Source organism: Sporosarcina sp. resist, from assembly GCF_014302295.1.
In the GTDB taxonomy this organism is placed as follows: domain Bacteria; phylum Bacillota; class Bacilli; order Bacillales_A; family Planococcaceae; genus Sporosarcina; species Sporosarcina psychrophila.
In genome coordinates this window covers 4,420,601-4,441,102 of the sequence record NZ_CP060287.1, presented here as the reverse complement: position 1 = coordinate 4,441,102, position 20,502 = coordinate 4,420,601, and the positions used below count along the sequence as shown (strand labels likewise).

General features: G+C 44.1%; 20 protein-coding genes. All 20 read left to right on the top strand.

From position 1 onward, the window contains the following. Positions 1-208 precede the first annotated feature (208 nt). The 20 genes from rpiB (at position 209) to H7992_RS21085 (ending at position 20,145) form a co-directional block, all read left to right on the top strand. On the top strand, positions 209-646 hold the full coding sequence (rpiB, locus tag H7992_RS21180; RefSeq protein WP_067213140.1) for a ribose 5-phosphate isomerase B: 438 nt from the start codon (positions 209-211) through the stop codon (positions 644-646). A 382-nt stretch (positions 647-1,028) separates the two neighbouring features. Continuing rightward, positions 1,029-1,526 (top strand): TIGR01440 family protein, encoded by a 498-nt coding sequence (locus H7992_RS21175; RefSeq protein ID WP_255428720.1) that lies wholly within the window; start codon positions 1,029-1,031, stop codon positions 1,524-1,526. Between the two features lie 192 nt (positions 1,527-1,718). Next, complete coding sequence (gene glyA, locus H7992_RS21170) at positions 1,719-2,969, top strand: serine hydroxymethyltransferase (RefSeq protein WP_304627092.1); 1,251 nt, start codon at positions 1,719-1,721, stop codon at positions 2,967-2,969. Positions 2,970-3,038: 69 nt separating this feature from the next. Continuing rightward, positions 3,039-5,198 (top strand): putative bifunctional diguanylate cyclase/phosphodiesterase, encoded by a 2,160-nt coding sequence (locus H7992_RS21165; protein WP_187045917.1) that lies wholly within the window; start codon positions 3,039-3,041, stop codon positions 5,196-5,198. Between the two features lie 91 nt (positions 5,199-5,289). Continuing rightward, complete coding sequence (upp, locus tag H7992_RS21160; RefSeq protein WP_067213129.1) at positions 5,290-5,919, top strand: uracil phosphoribosyltransferase; 630 nt, start codon at positions 5,290-5,292, stop codon at positions 5,917-5,919. 19 nt (positions 5,920-5,938) lie between these two features. Then, positions 5,939-7,060, top strand: a complete 1,122-nt coding sequence (gene wecB / locus H7992_RS21155) for a non-hydrolyzing UDP-N-acetylglucosamine 2-epimerase (protein WP_187048005.1) — start codon at positions 5,939-5,941, stop codon at positions 7,058-7,060. A gap of 584 nt (positions 7,061-7,644) precedes the next feature. Continuing rightward, positions 7,645-8,016, top strand: coding sequence for an ATP synthase subunit I (locus H7992_RS21150; protein ID WP_187045916.1), 372 nt, complete (start codon positions 7,645-7,647; stop codon positions 8,014-8,016). Positions 8,017-8,137: 121 nt separating this feature from the next. Then, positions 8,138-8,848, top strand: a complete 711-nt coding sequence (gene atpB / locus H7992_RS21145) for a F0F1 ATP synthase subunit A (protein ID WP_067213124.1) — start codon at positions 8,138-8,140, stop codon at positions 8,846-8,848. 67 nt (positions 8,849-8,915) lie between these two features. Next, on the top strand, positions 8,916-9,128 hold the full coding sequence (gene atpE / locus H7992_RS21140; protein ID WP_067213121.1) for a F0F1 ATP synthase subunit C: 213 nt from the start codon (positions 8,916-8,918) through the stop codon (positions 9,126-9,128). Between the two features lie 150 nt (positions 9,129-9,278). Further along, positions 9,279-9,833, top strand: coding sequence for a F0F1 ATP synthase subunit B (atpF, locus tag H7992_RS21135; RefSeq protein WP_082786737.1), 555 nt, complete (start codon positions 9,279-9,281; stop codon positions 9,831-9,833). Then, entirely contained in the window at positions 9,830-10,369 is a 540-nt protein-coding gene (locus H7992_RS21130) for a F0F1 ATP synthase subunit delta (RefSeq protein WP_067213118.1), read from the top strand. The genes atpF and H7992_RS21130 overlap by 4 nt, the downstream gene beginning before the upstream one ends. 25 nt (positions 10,370-10,394) lie before the next feature. Then, positions 10,395-11,903: a F0F1 ATP synthase subunit alpha gene (gene atpA / locus H7992_RS21125; RefSeq protein WP_067213115.1), complete on the top strand. Its 1,509-nt coding sequence runs from the start codon at positions 10,395-10,397 to the stop codon at positions 11,901-11,903. Positions 11,904-11,975: 72 nt separating this feature from the next. Beyond that, entirely contained in the window at positions 11,976-12,833 is an 858-nt protein-coding gene (gene atpG / locus H7992_RS21120; RefSeq protein WP_067213113.1) for an ATP synthase F1 subunit gamma, read from the top strand. Between the two features lie 44 nt (positions 12,834-12,877). Next, positions 12,878-14,293, top strand: a complete 1,416-nt coding sequence (gene atpD / locus H7992_RS21115; RefSeq protein WP_067213110.1) for a F0F1 ATP synthase subunit beta — start codon at positions 12,878-12,880, stop codon at positions 14,291-14,293. 145 nt (positions 14,294-14,438) lie between these two features. Continuing rightward, on the top strand, positions 14,439-14,846 hold the full coding sequence (locus H7992_RS21110) for a F0F1 ATP synthase subunit epsilon (RefSeq protein WP_067213107.1): 408 nt from the start codon (positions 14,439-14,441) through the stop codon (positions 14,844-14,846). 104 nt (positions 14,847-14,950) lie between these two features. Then, complete coding sequence (locus tag H7992_RS21105) at positions 14,951-15,187, top strand: DUF1146 family protein (protein ID WP_067213105.1); 237 nt, start codon at positions 14,951-14,953, stop codon at positions 15,185-15,187. 417 nt (positions 15,188-15,604) lie between these two features. Beyond that, a complete protein-coding gene (murA, locus tag H7992_RS21100) occupies positions 15,605-16,903 on the top strand; it encodes a UDP-N-acetylglucosamine 1-carboxyvinyltransferase (RefSeq protein WP_067213102.1) in 1,299 nt (432 codons plus the stop codon). A gap of 380 nt (positions 16,904-17,283) precedes the next feature. Next, positions 17,284-18,252, top strand: a complete 969-nt coding sequence (spoIID, locus tag H7992_RS21095) for a stage II sporulation protein D (RefSeq protein WP_067213100.1) — start codon at positions 17,284-17,286, stop codon at positions 18,250-18,252. 10 nt (positions 18,253-18,262) lie between these two features. Next, complete coding sequence (locus tag H7992_RS21090) at positions 18,263-18,922, top strand: M23 family metallopeptidase (RefSeq protein WP_067213098.1); 660 nt, start codon at positions 18,263-18,265, stop codon at positions 18,920-18,922. 953 nt (positions 18,923-19,875) lie between these two features. Then, complete coding sequence (locus H7992_RS21085) at positions 19,876-20,145, top strand: sporulation transcriptional regulator SpoIIID (RefSeq protein ID WP_067213089.1); 270 nt, start codon at positions 19,876-19,878, stop codon at positions 20,143-20,145. Positions 20,146-20,502: the final 357 nt, after the last annotated feature.

The window sequence follows — 20,502 nt, the reverse complement described above, 5'->3', positions numbered from 1 at the left end:
CATAAGGCGGAAAGGATGGCAGTCTAAGGTCGCGACGTCCAGTCGCATTATGGGGGATGAAGTTCAATCCCTCCCCACTGAATCCTGTAGGTTAAGGAGCTAGACAATAAGAAAATTCGATTTACAGCCCAATTTTCATTAGGGCTGTGTTTTTTTTGCCGAAAAATGATAGAATGAGTTGTGAGTATATTATGAAAAGAGGGATCCTGTGAAAATCGCGATTTCTTCAGACCATGGCGGAAACAATCTTCGTCAGGAAATTATCAAGTTATTAGCAGAGTTAGGATTGGAATTTGTAGATCTTGGTCCGGATTCGAATGAGGCAGTTGACTTTCCGGACTATGCGACACCTGTCGCAAATGGAGTAGCATCGGGAGATTTCGACCGAGGCATTCTTATTTGTGGAACAGGGATTGGCATGTCTATTGCAGCAAATAAAGTAAAAGGTATCCGCTGTGCGCTTGTTCATGACGTCTTCAGTGCGAAAGCCACAAGGCAGCATAACGACTCAAACATCCTTGCGATGGGAGAACGTGTCATCGGACCAGGTCATGCAAGGGAAGTAGTTGCAGCTTGGTTAAACACGCAATTCGAAGGCGGACGCCATGAACGCCGCATCGGCAAGCTCATGGAACTGGAAAACTAACGAAAAGCGGAAGGCGCCGTTTAGACGCGACAGGCATAAGACGGACCGACGAAGTGGCGCTTTTTGCCACGTAGCCGGGCTGGCTTATGACCCTAGCGTCTGGCGTCTGCAGCTAGACACTAACTAAATTTAAAGGAAGGCAGTCTAAGTTCGCGACATCGTGTCGCAACGACTGCATGGCCCACTTCGTGTGGGCCCAAGCGCCTGATTAGCCCCGAAAAGCGCTGGAAGTCTTGACGACAAAGGCGTCCTTTGCCTTTTCGGCAAGACTGAAGCGACCCGAGGGGCTAGGCGCTGGAGCTAGACACCATAAGAAGGCAGGTGGTATAAAGTGGACGCTTTGAATTTATGGAAGCTTCAACTCGAGCAACTTTTAGCGGAAATGGCTGAACAGACAGACCTTATACCGGGCACAATTTTCGTCATCGGCTGCTCGACCTCTGAAATTGCCGGTAAACGAATCGGCACTGGAGGGGCGCTTGAAATTGGAAAAGCGCTATACGACCCCTTAAAAGACTTTGCCAAAAAACATAAACTATTTCTTGCATTCCAAGGATGTGAACATATTAACAGGGCGCTGACAATTGAACGTCACGCGGCTGAAAAGTTCATGCTAGAGCCAGTTTCAGTCATTCCAATGATAGATGCGGGTGGTTCAATGTCGGCCTACGCCTATCAGCATATGAATGACCCTGTAGTTGTAGAGGAAATTCGCGCAAGTGCAGGCATCGATATTGGACAAACATTAATCGGCATGCATTTGAAACGGGTTGCTGTCCCTTTACGCACATCAATTGGGCAAATCGGCAATGCAGTTGTCACGGTCGCAACAACCAGACCGAAGTTAATAGGTGGAATTAGAGCAACATATTTAGAATAGCGGAAGCGGTCCGCATAGACGCGACAGGCGCAAAACGGAAAAGGAACGCAGCCTAATATCGCCACTTCCTGTGGCAACAAAGAGGGATGCAGTTCAATCCCTCTCCGCTGCATGACCCACTTCGTGTGGGCCTCCGAGCGTCTGGCCGCTGTAGACTGGACAAAAAAATAGATGATGAAGGGGAATGAGAATATGGAATTGAACAAATTGGGCAACGTACAACGTGAAGATGAGGCAGTATACGAAGCGATTATGGCGGAGAAAAAGCGTCAACAGTCAAATATTGAACTAATTGCATCTGAAAACTTCGTAACAGAAGCGGTTATGGAAGCACAAGGTTCTTATTTAACGAACAAATACGCTGAGGGCTACCCTGGCAAACGCTATTACGGCGGTTGCGAACATGTCGACGTCGTTGAAAATATTGCACGTGACCGAGTGAAAGAAATCTTCGGCGCGGAATATGCAAACGTTCAGCCGCACTCTGGTGCACAAGCAAATATGGCTGTTTATTTTGCAGTACTTGAGCCTGGAGATACAGTTCTTGGCATGAATCTTTCGCACGGCGGTCACTTGACACACGGAAGCCCAGTTAACTTCTCAGGTAAATTGTATAACTTTGTTGATTACGGAGTGAGCAAGGAAGATGAGCTAATTGACTACGAAGATGTCCGTCAAAAAGCGCTTGAGCATAAGCCGAAAATGATCGTAGCGGGTGCGAGTGCCTATCCACGTGAAATTGATTTTGCTAAGTTCCGTGAAATTGCGGATGAAGTGGGCGCGTACCTATTCGTCGACATGGCGCATATCGCAGGGCTTGTAGCAGTCGGCGAACATCAAAACCCAGTTCCGCATGCACACTTCGTCACTTCGACAACGCATAAAACATTACGCGGACCTCGTGGTGGACTTATTCTTTCTACAGAGGAATTTGGTCGTAAACTTGACAAGTCAATCTTCCCAGGAGTTCAAGGTGGACCATTGATGCACGTTATTGCTGCAAAAGCAGTGGCATTTGGCGAAGCACAGAAACCAGAATTCAAAACGTATATCCAACAAGTGAAGAGTAATGCGAAAGCATTAGCTGAAGCGCTAATAGCTGAAGGTGTAGACATCGTATCCGGCGGAACAGATAACCATTTGGTTTTGCTTAACCTGCGTTCACTTGAAATCACGGGTAAAATTGCAGAGCACGCACTAGATGAAGTCGGCATCACTACGAACAAAAACACGATTCCATATGACACTGAAAGCCCGTTTGTTACTTCGGGAGTACGACTTGGAACACCAGCTGTTACAACACGTGGTTTCAAGGAAGAAGAAATGCGAGAAATCGCATCGATCATGGCGAAGGTTCTGAAAAATCATGAAGACGAAGCTGTGAAAAAAGAAGCTCAGCAACGTGTTACCGCATTGACGGACAAATTTCCGCTATATGCATAATATCTAAAGAAATAAGCCGCTATCAATATGGATGGCGGCTTATTTTTCTTTTATTGGGAGGGGGGTTGAATGATGGGTAATCCTAGAAAAACACAGACTGAAAAAGCTGAAAAAGCAATATTGTTTAATTGGCTTCAACGTTTTGGAAGTCGTTTTCGAACAGGTTTCATTTTGACGGATCCATCTGTTTCAGACGATCCAGTTGTTTTTATCAATGAAGCATTTACAGAAATTACGGGCTACCCGTCCGAAGAAGTAATTGGGCAAAATTTGCGATTCATGCAAGGCGAAGAAACCGACATGGAGCTTATTGAGGAAATTAATAAGAAACTTCGCAAGGGAATGCCTGCGAATGCCGAGATCCTTCATTATAAAAAAGACGGTACTCCATTTTGGAATGAGCTTGTCATCCAGCCGCTCGTCGACGAAAAAGGGGAAGTTTTATTTACCTCTTCTTTCATTTTAGATGTGACGGAACGGAAAAAAGACGAATCCCTACTTCGATTACAAGAGGAGATTTTTTCAGGTATAAATGCGGGTGCAGAACTCTCTGATTTATTACAAAAGATAGGAACCGTTGTCGAATCTTTCTTTCCGAAAGGGTCTGTATGTTCAATTCTTTTCAAAGAGCAAAATGATGGGTGGTACATCGGAGCAGCGGATTCAGTACCTGATCAATTGCTTGGAGAAATATTGGATAATGAGGCACTTGAAACCAGTTATATATCAGAAGATGTGATAGTCATGGAAAATAATCAAGAGAAAGTTCTACAAGGAGAAAAACCGGTAATTGATTTCCATTCGAACTGGTCGGTTCCGACATTTGACAGTGAAGATGAAATGGACGGACTCGTAACGGTGTTCGTGAAGAAAAACGGAAATCCAACAGAAACTCAAATTCAGTTTCTCAAAAAGATGGTCCCGATTGTCCAAATGACAAGAAAGCATTATACACAGCAGGCAGAGTATCGCAGGCTTGCTTTTACTGACCCGCAAACAGGATTGCCGAACCGTCATGCGTTTTTGAACCAACTTAAACATAATCTCTTAGATGGTCAAGGCCATTTTGTTGCGGTCATAGAACCAGGTGAATACGCAAAAATAGTTGACCTATATGGAAGAAATGCAGCCGATGAATTGTTTATCCAGCTGGGCAAACGAATCGAAAAAGCAGGGAAAAGAAACTCGAACTTTATCGGGCGTTTTTCAAGTGCATCACTCGTTATAACGGGTGAAAGCGGTGAAGGGAACTACCTTTTCGAATTAGGTACGATTGTTACGGAACCGTTCATTGTTGCGGGACAGGAACTGTTTATCACACTGAAAATCGGAATTTCATTTTCCGAAGGTGACAAAAAAAGTGAAGAGGAACTGCTGCGCCGGGCGGATATAGCTATGTCAGACGCGAAAAAGAAGCCTGGCAATGCGATGTCATTTTACAGGGATCTTCAAAACGAAGAAACAATCAAAGAAATGAAGATTGTCAATGAATTATCGAAAGCACTCATTGCACAGGAAATCGATGTCTACCTTCAGCCCAAAGTCGATTTGAAAGATGGAGCAATCATTGGCTTCGAAGCGCTTGCTCGCTGGTTTTCACCGGTGCTAGGCCCAGTTCCGCCGAATCTTTTCATCCCAGCCGCTGAAAATATGGGTAAAATCATTGAACTGGAAATAATTATATTATCAAAAGTAATGGAATGGCTGCGGAAACGTCAAAAGACAGGTGAAAAGATGTATCAGGTGGCCGTCAATATTTCTGTCCACCATTTCTTTGACCGGACTTTCGTCGAGAAGTTAATAAGGCTAGCTGATAACCATGACCTTTCACCCGAGTATATTATGTTGGAAATGACGGAGAGTATCGGACTCGTTGACATACAAAAGGCGAAATCGATTTTTCATGCACTAAATGCGGCAGGCTTTGAAATATCCGTCGATGATTTTGGTGTCGGCTATTCTTCGCTCAGCTATTTGCCTCAATTACCTCTTTGCGAATTGAAGATTGATCGAAGTTTCATTAGTGAGCTTGATGAACCGGGCACGCTCGCAGTCGTCAGAACAATCATTCAACTGGCTGAAAACCTTAATTTGACAACAGTTGCAGAAGGAATCGAAGAGGAAAGACATATTGAAATTTTACGTAATCTAGGCTGTAAAGTGGGGCAGGGTTTCTACTATTATAAGCCAATGCCTTTGCAAGAAATTCAGCGATTGCTTGCCGAATAGTTAGACATTAAGTAGTCAGATGTCTAGCGTACCTGAACTGGAATATATCTGTTATAATGAACAGGACATTCTAATAAAGGGGCGAATATTAATGCCGAAAATACATGTTTTTGACCATCCACTTATCCAACATAAACTTACGTACATACGTGATATCGAGACAGGAACGAAAGAATTTCGTGAGCTTGTCGATGAAGTAGCGACACTTATGGCTTACGAAATCACGCGCGAACTTCCACTTAAGGAAGTGGAAGTTCAAACGCCGGTCTGTAAAGCTAAATCGAGCGTACTTGCAGGCAAGAAACTTGGAATCGTTCCAATCTTACGTGCAGGTATTGGTATGGTAGATGGAATTCTAAAATTAATTCCAGCAGCAAAAGTAGGACATATCGGCCTGTACCGTGACCCTGAAACGTTGCAACCCATCGAATATTACGTAAAACTACCTTCCGATGTATCGGAACGTGACTTCATTCTCGTCGATCCGATGCTTGCAACGGGCGGATCTGCAATTGCAGCGGTCGAATCGTTGAAGAGCCGCGGTGCGAAAAACATTAAGTTCATGTGTCTAATTGCTGCTCCAGAAGGTGTGAAAGCATTGACAGATGCACATCCTGATGTGGATATTTATATCGCTGCGATGGATGAGAAATTGGATGAAAAAGGTTACATCGTACCAGGACTTGGTGATGCTGGCGACCGTCTATTCGGAACAAAATGATTTGGAAGGCGTGAAGATATTGACAAAGAAATGGAAAGTGATGACGATTTTCGGTACAAGGCCGGAAGCTATTAAAATGGCTCCGCTTGTGTTGGAATTGCAAAAGCATTCGGACGACATCGAATCGATTGTGACGGTTACAGCGCAACATCGTGAAATGCTGGACCAAGTGCTTCACACATTCGGTATCACACCAGATTTTGATCTTAATATCATGAAAGATCGGCAAACACTTGTTGATGTTGCAACACGCGGACTCGAAGGGCTTGACCGTATCATGAAAGAAGCGCAACCCGATATCGTACTGGTCCACGGAGATACGTCGACAACTTTCATCGGTGGACTTGCAGCGTTTTACAACCGAGTTTCGGTTGGACATGTTGAAGCAGGGCTTCGTACGTGGGATAAATATTCACCGTACCCGGAAGAAATGAATAGGCAGCTAACAGGTGTCATTGCTGATCTTCATTTTTCACCGACAGAACAATCGGCTAACAATTTGATAGCCGAAGGAAAATCGAAAGAACGCATCTATATCACCGGAAATACTGCGATTGATGCGCTTCAAACGACAGTGCGTGAAGAGTACTCACACCCTGTTCTCGATAAAATCGGAACGGACAGGCTTATATTACTAACTGCACATCGTCGTGAAAACCTTGGTGAACCAATGCGCAACATGTTCCGTGCTATAAACCGGTTACTTGTGAAACATGATGATATCCAAGTTATCTATCCTGTTCACATGAATCCGGCAGTGCGCGAAGTAGCTGATGAACTTCTTGGAGGCAACAACCGCATTCATCTGATCGAACCGCTTGAAGTTGTTGACTTCCACAATTTTGCAGCACGATCACACATTATCTTGACGGACTCAGGTGGTATCCAAGAAGAAGCGCCTTCACTTGGCAAACCGGTTATCGTCTTGCGCGATACAACCGAACGCCCGGAAGGTATAAAAGCGGGGACATTAAAACTGGCCGGTACGGATGAAGAAACAATCTTCACATTGACGGATGAACTTTTAACCAATGAAGCAGAATACAGCAGAATGGCAAAAGCGTCCAATCCATATGGTGACGGACACGCTTCTGAACGAATCGTTGAAGCGTTGAAAGAGTACTTATCTTCTATAGAATAACAAGTAGCACGACGACCGGATAAATCCGGTCGTATTTTTTTGGAATAGGGTCATGGAATTTCAAAAAAATAGGGAAAGTCCTAATGGAAAACCCAAAACCATTAATATTCATCGAACAACCTTCCAATTTTGTCGAATGTTTGACAATGTGAAGTCTTTGTGAAAAATTTCACTGTAATCAATTGACATCAAAATATGCCTATTGTATGCTTACAAAGGGTAAGAATGATAGGGTTTTCATATATGAAACGGCGACATAATGTGAATGTTAAGGCTGTGTTAGCATCCTATCGTTTTTTGACGGATGTGCAGAGGCTTAAATAGCATCATGCATTTGATTAAACGCAGCATCTGCCGAATTGCCTTCCATTCGACAATACTCGCACAACTTACAGGTTCCATCCTTTTCAGAGTCTTGCCAAGAATAGTGTAAGCGGCCTGCTTAGACTGGACAAATAACTGGCTGGACAGCGAAACGGGACCACCCCGCTTTTTCTTGTGATTTGCTTGCTACTAAGCCTTATCTCAATCGAAGTTGCAAGGCTCCATACAATTTGGAAATACGAATCAGGAGAATCACCTACATGCACACATTGCAAGAAATTCATAGAAAGCAAAAGAAGGCTCTCTTTTTTTTGCTCGCATTGTTCGTTCTAGGGTGGGCATTAACTGATTTGAAGCCGATTTTCGCAGGATTAATTCTCGGATCTCTGTTCGGATTGTATAATTTTTGGATTCTTGTCCGTAGAATGGAGAGATTCGACAAGATTTTTACGGAGGGTAAGAAAAGAGCATCACTTGGAACGCTGATGCGTTTCGCATCCGGTGTGGCTGCGGCGGCAGTCGCGATTTCGCTGCCGGAACATTTTAACCTGGTTAGTTCGGTTATCGGGCTTATGATTCCTTACATCCTGCTATTGGCTGATGGGATTATATTCCGTACAAAAAACCATTAAAGCTTTTTCGAAGAAAAGAGCTTACATCGATTTTTGCTTTTTCGAAGAAATGAGCTAACATCGAACTTTTCTGTTTCTCAGAAAATGCTTAAACCGATTGTGAAAGGGAGGTGAACGAAACGTGACCCACGAAAATCCGACGAGAGTGTGGCTCGGATTGACATTTAACTTGTCAAACGTCCTTATGCTTTTCATCACGTGCCTGATTGTATTCCTTATCGCATTCATTGCAACACGTAAAATGCAACTGAAACCTACGGGTATGCAGAACTTTATGGAATGGATCATGGATTTCGTAAAAGGTATTATTAAGAACAATATGGACTGGAAAACAGGCGGGCGCTTCCATGTACTTGGAATAACGCTATTAATGTTTGTTTTCGTAGCCAACGTAATCGGACTTCCATTCTCTATTCAAGTGAATCACGTGCTGTGGTGGAAATCACCAACGGCAGATCCAACAGTTACATTGACACTTGCTGCAATGGTCGTTGTTTTATCGCATTACTACGGTATCAAATTATTGGGCCTCAAAGAATATGGGAAAGGTTATTTAAAACCAATGCCATTTATGGCCCCATTGAAAGTAATTGAGGAGTTTGCAAACACGCTGACACTTGGTCTGCGTCTTTACGGTAACATCTATGCAGGTGAGGTCCTACTTGGTCTTCTTGCAACACTTGGAGCAGGAAGTGTCTACGGCTTTGTCGGCGCCCTGGTTCCAGCACTCGCTTGGCAAGGGTTCTCGATCTTTATCGGAGCAATCCAGGCATTCATCTTTGTTATGTTATCGATGGTCTATATGGCGCATAAAGTCAAAACAGACCATTAAACATATACTGCCCGTTTAACGGGTGAACAAACAAAAAAACTCGAAAATATTAGGAGGAAATTATACTATGGGTTTATTAGCAGCTGCAATCGCAATCGGTCTTGGTGCACTTGGTGCAGGTATCGGTAACGGTCTTATCGTTTCAAAAACAGTTGAAGGGATCGCTCGTCAACCAGAAGCACGTGGCGTTCTTCAATCAACAATGTTCATCGGTGTTGCACTAGTTGAGGCGATTCCTATTATCGCAGTAGTAGTAGCGTTCATCGTTATGAACAAATAATAATTACCAACAGTAACAAAATGGCGAAGAGCGCACTACAAAGTCCTTCGCCATTCCTTTATGGAGAAAAATGTGTAACACAACTTACGAAATAATGAACAACTAACTATATTCGATGAATTATAAGCTCTTGAAGGGAGTGAAACAATCGTGTTTTTGGATACCTTCGTCCTATTGGCAGCAGATGTAGCCGATCCAGGATTCTTAGCAAAACTGAACGACAGAATAAACCTTGGTGATATAATTGTCACACTTTCGTTTTTCACGATTCTCATGCTTCTTCTGAAGAAGTTTGCTTGGGGCCCACTTATGGGTGTCATGGATCAACGTGCTGAGTTGATTGCAAATGAAATCGAATCGGCTGAAAAGAGCCGTGCAGAATCACAAAAGATTCTTGAAGAACAGCGTAACCTTTTGAATGAAGCGCGTAATAACGCTCAGGCGATTGTTGAAAATGCCCGTAAGCAAGGCGAAACTCAACGTACAGAAATCATCACAGCTGCTCGTTCAGAAGTGGGTCGTATGAAAGAAGAAGCAACTCTTGAAATTGCATCTGAAAAAGACAAAGCGATCGCGGCAGTTCGCGGAGAATTTGTATCTCTTTCTATCCTTGCAGCATCTAAAGTGCTCGGTAAAGAAATTTCCGAGGAAGATAATCGTGCATTGATTGAAGAAACGATTGCGAAGGCAGGCGAAGGGCGATGAGCCAATCGGTTGTAGCAAAACGCTATGCACAAGCATTGTTTGAACTAGCACAAACAAACGGACAAACTGGCGCAATTCAAGAAGATCTTCTTGAATTGAAAAAAGTTTTCCAAACAAATCCAGAGCTCGGTCAATTACTTCAATCACCGAGATTAAAATCAGCAAAAAAGAAAGAGCTTATGGCAGATTCATTCAAAGGCGCGAATCAGCTCATTTTGAATACTTTGTTCCTAATGCTCGATAAAAAACGCATAGACGAGGTTGTAAACCTTGTTAACGAGTTTATCTCTTATGCGAATGATGCAGCAGGCATCGCTGACGCGAAAGTGTATTCTACACGTCTGCTTACAGTTGATGAAAGCCAAGCTATCTCTACTGCATTCGCCAAAAAGATTGGTAAAACAGCATTGCGAATTGAAAACATCATCGATCCGAGCTTACTTGGAGGCATCCGTCTTCAAATTGGTAACATTATCTACGACAGCAGCGTAAGCGCGAAGCTTGAGCGACTGGAACGGGATCTTATCGGTTCATAAATCTGAAATTTGAGGGGTGACATGCATGAGCATCAAAGCTGAGGAAATCAGTGTTCTCATAAAACAGCAGATTGAAAATTATCAATCTGAGATGAAAGTGAGCGAAGTCGGTACAGTTATCGCAATTGGTGACGGTATCGCACGTGCTCATGGCCTCGACAACGTCATGGCTGGGGAACTTTTAGAGTTCTCAACTGGCGTCATGGGTCTGGCTCAAAACTTGGAAGCGAACAACGTTGGTATCGTTATCCTAGGGCCTTACACAGACATCAAAGAAGGCGATGAAGTACGTCGAACAGGCCGTATTATGGAAGTTCCAGTTGGAAAAGAATTAATCGGACGCGTTGTAAATCCACTTGGGCAACCAGTTGATGGATTAGGTCCGATCAATACGACAAAAACACGTCCAATCGAAAGCCCAGCACAAGGGGTTATGGCGCGTAAATCCGTTCATGAACCACTACAAACGGGTATTAAAGCGATTGATGCACTTGTACCAATCGGCCGCGGACAGCGTGAATTGATCATCGGTGACCGTCAAACAGGTAAAACGACAGTTGCAATCGATACAATTCTGAACCAAGCTGACCAAGATATGATTTGTATTTATGTAGCAATTGGACAAAAGGAATCAACAGTTCGTGGTGTTGTTGAAACACTTCGTAAAAACGGCGCACTTGATTACACCATCGTTGTTACGGCGTCTGCTTCACAACCATCACCATTACTATACCTTGCACCATACACAGGAATAACAATGGCTGAAGAATTCATGTTCGATGGTAAGCACGTTCTAATCGTTTATGATGATCTATCTAAACAAGCAGCGGCATACCGTGAACTTTCTTTACTACTTCGTCGTCCTCCAGGCCGTGAAGCTTATCCTGGTGATGTTTTCTATCTTCACTCTCGTTTACTTGAACGCGCAGCGAAGTTGAATGACACACTTGGTGCAGGTTCTATCACGGCATTACCATTCGTTGAAACACAAGCTGGAGATATCTCTGCTTATATTCCAACGAACGTAATTTCTATCACTGATGGACAAATTTTCCTTCAATCTGACCTATTCTTCTCGGGTGTACGTCCAGCGATTAACGCCGGTCTTTCAGTTTCCCGTGTTGGTGGATCAGCGCAAATCAAAGCAATGAAAAAAGTTGCGGGTACACTACGTCTTGACCTTGCGGCATACCGTGAGCTTGAAGCGTTCTCACAATTCGGATCAAACCTTGATTCTGCAACTCAAGCGAAACTGGATCGCGGAGCGCGTACAGTTGAAATCTTGAAGCAAGACTTGAATAAACCGTTTAAAGTTGAGCAACAAGTTATGGTTCTTTACGCATTGACACGTGGATTCCTTGACGATATCGCTGTCAAAGATATTCTTCGTTTCGAAAGCGAACTTTTAAGCTGGCTTGAAACTAACCACACTGACGTTTTAGATCATATTCGTACGACGAAAGACCTTCCAGCTGATGAATTGATGGCAACAGCACTCAACGCATTCAAGAAGATTTTCGCACGTTCTGAATAATTCTAGTTGGAATCAAATTTGACGTTCTTCGTCAAAATGACCAAAAAAAACAAAAGGTGGTGAGAATTGCCAATGGCATCTTTACGCGACATAGAAAACCGTATTAAATCGACGAAAAAGACAAGTCAGATTACGAAAGCAATGCAAATGGTCTCTGCTTCTAAATTAAGCCGTGCCGAGCTGAATGCGAAAGCGTTCATCCCATACATGGAAAAAATTCAAGAAGTTGTAGGTTCAATCGCAGCTGGAACAAGTGACTTGAGTCACCCGATGATGATATCTAGACCTGTTAAAAAGACAGGTTATATCGTGATTACATCTGACCGTGGACTTGTAGGGGGTTACAATGCTAACATCCTACGTATCGCAAAACGTGCGATTGAAACACGCCACACTTCGAAAGAAGAAGTGAGTATCATTTCAATCGGACAAAAAGGCCACGACTATTTCGAAAGACTAGGTTTCAACATAGCTGAAAGTAAGATCGGTCTATCTGACCATCCTTCTTTCGACGAAATAAAAGATATCGCGAAGCGTGCTGTTGGCATGTTCACAGAAGGCGAGTATGACGAAGTGTACTTGTATTACAACCACTTCGTTTCCGCCATCGCAAGTGAAGTGACGGAAAAGAAATTGCTTCCGCTCACTGACATCACATCGACTGCCGCTACTACTTCATATGAGTTTGAGCCTTCAGGCGAAGCAATTCTTGAAGTGCTTCTGCCGCAATACGCGGAAAGCCTTATTTATGGAGCTGTAATTGACGGAAAAGCGAGTGAACATGCTTCCAGTATGACAGCGATGAAAACTGCTACTGATAATGCAGCTGATTTGATAGATTCTTTAACACTTTCATTCAACCGTGCACGACAAGCTGCGATCACGCAACAAATTACGGAGATCGTTGGCGGCGTCGCAGCTCTTGAATAAGAGTGGGCACTGTACGGCAAAGAGTAAGACAGGAGGGAAAAAGTATGAATAAAGGACATGTTCTTCAAGTAATGGGTCCGGTTGTTGACGTTAAGTTTGAAGACGGACAACTTCCATCTATTTATAACGCATTGAAGGTCCAAATTGAACGTCCAAACGCTGAGCCTGAAACGTTGACACTTGAAGTCGCGCTACACCTCGGGGATGATTCTGTACGTACTATTGCGATGTCTTCAACAGATGGTCTACAACGTGGTACTGTAGTTGATGATATGGGTTCTTCGATTACTGTCCCAGTTGGTGACATTACACTAGGACGCGTATTTAACGTACTTGGAGAGATTATTGACCTTGGTGAGGAAATCCCGGCTTCAGAACGCCGCGACCCGATTCACCGTTTAGCTCCAGTATTCGAAGAACTTTCAACTGAAGTTGAAATTCTTGAAACAGGTATTAAAGTTGTTGACATGCTTGCTCCATACATTAAAGGCGGTAAAATCGGCCTCTTCGGTGGTGCTGGTGTAGGTAAAACAGTTCTAATACAAGAATTGATCAATAACATCGCTCAAGAACACGGTGGTATTTCCGTATTCGCAGGCGTTGGAGAACGTACTCGTGAAGGTAATGACTTGTTCTACGAAATGACAGATTCCGGCGTTATTAAGAAAACGGCAATGGTATTCGGTCAAATGAATGAGCCACCTGGTGCACGTATGCGTGTTGCATTAACTGGTCTTACAATGGCAGAACATTTCCGTGACGTACAAGGCGCGAACGTGCTTCTGTTCATCGATAATATTTTCCGCTTCACACAAGCGGGTTCTGAAGTTTCAGCACTACTTGGCCGTATGCCATCAGCAGTTGGTTACCAACCGACACTGGCAACGGAAATGGGTATGCTTCAAGAACGTATTACATCGACAAACTTAGGTTCTGTTACGTCTATCCAAGCAATTTATGTACCAGCGGATGACTATACTGACCCGGCTCCTGCTACGACGTTTGCTCACCTTGACGCAACGACGAACCTTGAGCGTAAACTTTCTGAAATGGGTATTTACCCTGCGGTTGACCCACTTGCTTCGACTTCACGTGCATTAAGCCCGGAAATCGTTGGCGAAGAGCATTACAACATTGCACGTCAAGTTCAACAAACGCTTCAGCGTTACCGTGAACTTCAAGATATCATCGCAATACTAGGTATGGATGAACTTGGAGAAGAAGATAAGCAGTTAGTTGGACGCGCACGTCGTGTTCAAAACTTCCTGTCACAAAACTTCCACGTTGCTGAGCAGTTCACAGGACAAAAAGGATCTTACGTACAGGTTTCCGAAACAATTAAAGGCTTCAGCGAAATTCTTGCAGGTAAGTACGATCACCTTCCAGAAGACGCATTCCGACTTGTTGGAACGATTGAAGACGTAATTGCTAAAGCTAAAGGTATGGGTGTTGAAGTTTAATTCAATTCAGCAGGATTCTAACCCCTTCTGAATTGAATTATAGCCTCAGGCGGATGTCACAGATTTTTATTGGGCTTACTCGATAAAAAACTGGGTGTAAATACACCGAGGCGTACTTGATTAGAAGGGACCAGGAGGGAAAAAAATGAAGACAATTAAAGTCAATATCGTCACTCCCGACGGCCCTGTTGTTGAAACTGAAGCGAACATGATCATCGCAGTTACCGAAACAGGTGAAATCGGGATCCTTCCCGGCCACATCGCGATGGTCGCACCGCTTCAAATCGGTGGGCTTCGCCTGCAGAAGGATGATTCGACGGAACAAATTGCCGTTCATGGCGGTTTCATCGAAGTCCGTCCGGATGTTGTCACTGTTTTAGCACAAAGTGCAGAACTGGCTTCTTCTATTGATATCGACCGTGCTAAAAAAGCGGCGAAACTAGCAGAAGAGACACTTCAGGCAAAAAAAGAAGGCAGAGAACACGAATTAGCGGCACTGGATTTAGAACGTGCCCTCAATCGTATCAATGTCTACGAAACAAGAAAAAAATGAGTTGTTGATGTGGGCGGACAGGGGAAAAAATTCTTCTGTTCGCCTTTTCAATGTAGTCATACCAAATCTTCAATTCTAGCTTAATGAACAAGGGAGGGCTTCAAATGGGCGACATAATTGCATTTCAACCACTTTTGGCCATCGTATCGCATACTTTTTTTATAGCCATCTCATTTTATGCACTACAGGCAATCATGCCAGAAAAAATTATTAAAAAGAACCGTGTCTTCCAAGCACAATTATTGTTCATTTTACTCAGTATTTTAATGGGTTGGGCAGTATCGAATTTCTTTTTAGAGCTATCCTATTGGTCAGGAAGACTTCCATTTATGTTTGGCTAAAGTTTCAATTTCGATTCAATATATGTACTTTTTATACGATGAGTTGATAAGATACATGTAGTCGCCGCGTATACGAAAAAGCCGTAGATGTCTCCGTAAGAATACTACTATGACTTGATAAAGAAATTCGTATTCGGGGCGATGACATGAAATTCATCACTTTGTGTTAATGTAAGGTTTGTTATTACTTAATACGGGGAACTTAAGTGACAAGCGGAGAGCTATTATGACACAAAACGGCAAAAGTGCACATAGTATAAACTACTTGGCGCTTAGACCGAAAAATAGACCAGACGTTACTTGTTTAATAAGCAAGGGCACTGTAGAATAGTATATGTTTTGATGATGAATTTTTTGCGAAAATAATATATAACTACAACATGTTTGGCTACAACTTAGGAGTCGGAGGGACTTGTTTTGGATAAAATAATTATCAACGGTGGACGTGTACTTAAAGGAAACGTTCGAGTCGAGGGCGCTAAAAACGCAGTATTACCGATACTTGCGGCTGCACTTCTTGCATCAGAGGGTGTAAACGTAATACGTGACGTCCCAAATCTATCAGACGTTGGGACAATAAATCAAGTACTGAAAAGTTTAAATGCGAATGTGGATTATACACCTGAATTAAATGAAGTCATTATCGATTCTTCGGGTACGCTTTCAAGTGAAGCACAGTTCGAATATGTACGGAAAATGCGTGCATCTATTCTTGTCATGGGCCCACTACTTGCGCGTAATGGCTTTGCACGCGTTGCAATGCCTGGTGGTTGTGCAATTGGATCTCGACCAATTGACCAACATTTAAAAGGCTTTGAAGCGATGGGAGCAGAAATTACATTTGGCCACGGGCACGTTGAAGCGAAAGCGGAAAACGGTTTGAAAGGCGCTAAAATTTATCTCGATTTCCCAAGTGTCGGTGCAACTGAAAATATCATGACTGCAGCGGCATTGGCTAAAGGAACGACAATCATTGAAAACGCGGCGAAGGAACCTGAAATTGTAGACCTTGCCAACTTTATTAATGAAATGGGCGGTAAAGTTGTTGGAGCTGGTACGGATAATATCCGAATCGAAGGCGTCAATAAATTACATGGCACAATTCATCATATTATACCTGATCGTATCGAAACAGGTACATTCATGGTAGCAGCTGCAATTACAGGTGGCGATGTCATCATTGAAAATGCCGTACCTGAGCATAATGCTGCACTTATTTCGAAAATGGGCGAAATGGGCGTCGTAATTACGGAATTAGATGAAGGAGTTCGCGTTACTGCACAACTGCCTTTGAAATCCGTAGATTTGAAAACAATGCCACATCCAGGTTTCCCAACAGATATGCAGTCCCAAATGATGGCGCTTATGCTAACGTCGACGGGTACTGGTATCATAACTGAAACAGTTTTTGAAAATCGTTTCATGCACGTTGAAGAATTCCGCCGCATGAATGCTTCTATTAAAATCGAAGGCAGATCGGTTATTATTACAGGACCATCTGAACTTCAAGGCGCTGAAGTGGCGGCTACGGATCTTCGTGCAGCTGCAGCCCTTATTCTTGGAGGACTTGTAGCAGAAGGCGTTACTCGTGTTACTGAACTGGAGCATCTTGACCGCGGATATGTGAATTTCCATGGTAAACTTGCTGCACTTGGAGCGGATATCGTCCGTGTTTCACCGGAAATGCAAACGGAAAAATCAGCACAACTCGTTTAATCAAATTCAATACGTATTTGGAAAAGGCTGTAGAGCATTGACTGCGGCCTTTTTCGCATTTCATTTTATGTAATTATACGGGCAGGATGTTCTGCACGTAGACTGCCTACGTTTGTAATGATACTCTGCACTTTCGCTCACCTCTAGACTACGCTCGAGGCATAAGTCAACCCAGCTAGAAAGGATTGAACTGCATCCTTCCCGGACAAAGAACGTCGCTTGGGTCTGCAGGATGCAGGCATTGCGACACGACGTCGCGAACTTAGACTGCCTTCCTTTTTACCCATCTTATGCTTGTCGCATCTAGACGGAGTCCTGCACTTTCGCTAGTATGCCCAAAAAAGCAGGAATAAAACCCAATATGATTCATATAATTAATCATGGACAAACTACTAACAGCGTTATTCATTATACTTCTATTTTTCATCCCTCTATTATTGAGGCAGACGCCCGAAAAAGTCACTGAGCCCGGAGAACAGAAAGTGGAACTTTGCCCTGTAGACATCATGATTGCCGGTGCGGACAAGCCAATCTCGCTTGAGGAATATGTAGTGGGGGTCGTCGCAGCTGAAATGCCTGCAACGTTCCAGGAAGAGGCGCTAAAAGCTCAAGCGATTGCGGCCCGTACATATGCACTCCAGACAACAGATAACGGCAAAAAGGCAATTGCTCCTGACGTTTCCGCACAAGTTTATTCGTCAGAGGAGAAACGGAAAGAGCGATGGGGAAAAGAATTTAAGCGCAATGAAAAGAAAGTGCGTGCAGCGGTGGAAGCGACTGCGGGAGATACCATTGTTTATCAAGACAAAATGATATCGGCAATGTTTTTTTCCACATCTAATGGGAAGACTGAGACAGCACAAAACTTTAGCGGCAATGATATTCCCTATCTACAAAGTGTGGAAAGTCCCGGGGAGGGGGACGTTGAGGCAAAGGTAGAACGAACAGCCGAAATACCGCTTGCTAAATGGAATAAAACAATCGGGGGCAAGTGGAATGCCGATAGTTTCAGGTCGTTACAACTTGTACGCAATCCAACGGGCCGTGTCCAAAAAGTCGTAACTTCTGAATTCCAAGCGAGTGGTAGGGAAGTGCGTGAATTATTGGGACTAGCATCAACGGACTTTGATATCGCATTTGATGTGACAAATAAAATAGTGCATGTAACAACGACAGGATATGGCCACGGCGTTGGGATGAGTCAATATGGAGCAGAAGCATATGCTCAGAAAGGATGGGCAGCCGAGAAAATTCTTTTACACTATTACACAGGCACGCAAATAAAAAAATTCACATTACTTGATTCCCAATGTTTAAAAACTCCTTCACTTGCAAATAATAGCGAGTGAGGTGATGACAATGCGAGAAGAAAAACCGAAAGCCCCTTCTCAGAAGAACAAAAGTGCAAAGACAAAAAGCTGGTTTTGGCCTGTAGTCTATTCGGGTATCGCAATCGTCTTCGTCGGCATGATCTGGGGTTATAATGCATTCATGAAAGATGATGCCCCAGGATTTGCGGACGTTGCAGGGAAGGACCCTAAAGACGGATTGACGGTCGAGACGAACGCTGTAAAGGAAATGCCTAAATATCCATTTCCTGAAGCGCTCATTGATGATGTGGCCATTCTGCAAGATTATTATGATGTAGATGCAGAGGAAGCCATGCGTGAAAGTGCTATGCTCGTATTCGATCAGCAATATGTGATGAACACTGGCGTAACCATTTCAGTACAAGGCAAGCCATTCGAAGTCGTCGCTTCACTAAGCGGCACCGTGGAGGATGTCGTGCTAGACCCATTTAAAGGTGATGAAATCATACTTTCTCATGCAGATGGGTTGAAAACAATCTATCGATCCGTCTCAGGTATTCTCGTTAAAAAAGGTGAAGAGGTGGATCAGGGCCAAGCGCTCGGCACCGCTGCAGAAAACGATTGGAATAGTACAGTCGGTATTCACATTAATTTCGAAGTCCAAAAAGATGGAGTAGTCGTCAATCCGCGCTCATATCTTGCATTTTAAAACAGCACGTTCCCAGCCATTCCCGAATCAATCCGGAGTGGCTTTTTTTTGATGAAATCAGACATAACTAGCGCTGAAGCGGTCATATCCGCCGCCGAATCGATCATAACCGTCGCCGAATCGATCATATCCCGCGCTTGCCGATCATAACCGTCGCCGAATCGATTATATCCCGCGCCACCCGATCATAACCGTCGGCGAATCGATCATATCTCACGCTGTCCGATCATAACCACCGCCGAATCGATCATATCTCACGCTGTCCGATCATAACCGTCGCCGAATCGATCATATCCCACGCGACCCGATCATAACCACCGCCGAATCGATCATAGCCCAAGCTACCCGATCATAACCGTCGGCGAATCGATCATATCCCGCGCTGCCCGATCATAACCTTCGCCGAAGCGATCATATCCCGCGCTACCCGATCATAACCACCGCCGAATCGATCGTATCCCGCGCCACCCGATCATAACCACCGCCGAATCGATCATATCCCGCGCCACCCGATCATAACCACCGCCGAATCGATCATATCCCACGCTACCCGATCATAACCACCGCCGAATCGATCATAACCGTCGGCGAATCGATCATATCCCGCACTACCCGATCATAACCGTCGCCGAAACGATCATATCCCGCGCCACCCGATCATAACCACCGCCGAATCGATCATATCCCGCGCCACCCGATCATAACCGTCGCCGAATCGATCATATCCCGCGCATGCCGATCATAACCGTCGCCGAATCGATCATATCTCACGCTGTCCGATCGTAACCACCGCCGAATCAATCATATCCCACGCCATCCGATCATAACCGCTGCCGAACCAATAATATCCGCACGCCAACTAATCTACCACCTCTCAAGGACCGCCCGCATATCAAGCCCATTAATTGCATAAGATAAAGGAAGAATCGGACCTGACACGAAAGGAAGAGGGCGTGCACGAGCAAATACGGAGGCGATGCGTGCGCCTCGGAAAAATGTTGCTGGAAACTGGACTTACCGTACGGGCGTTAGCAAAAGCGACAGGCTATTCGAAAAGCACGGTCCACAAAGATTTGACGGAACGTTTGCCTAACGTCGATGTGGCACTGTCTGAAGAAGTCGCAAAAATACTTGCCTATCATAAGTCTGTCAGACATTTACGGGGCGGCGAGGCGACGAGAGTTAAATGGATGAACGAAACGAAAAAAGTAGGAAGCAGTTAGGATGAAAGGCGGATCGCAGACTCATTGCGATCCGCCTTTCCTATTGTCTAGGCTCCTGCCGCTAAACTCTCTCGTGATATGTCTTTCGCGTCTGAACGGCGCCTTCCACTTTTCGATTGTCTAGACTTCAGCGCCTAGCTCCTCGGGTCACTTCAGACTTTAAGATAAAGGCAAAGACCGCTTTTTTCTTAAAGCCTTTCAGTGCCTGTCGGAGCTGATCAGGCGCTTCCACTTTTCCTTTAATCTTTCAATCAAATAGTACTAAAGTATATTCATTGCCAGTTAACTATGGTAAAATTGTTAGTTAGAAGCGTATACATACACGGGAATATCCGATGATGCAGGTGGAAGGGGAAA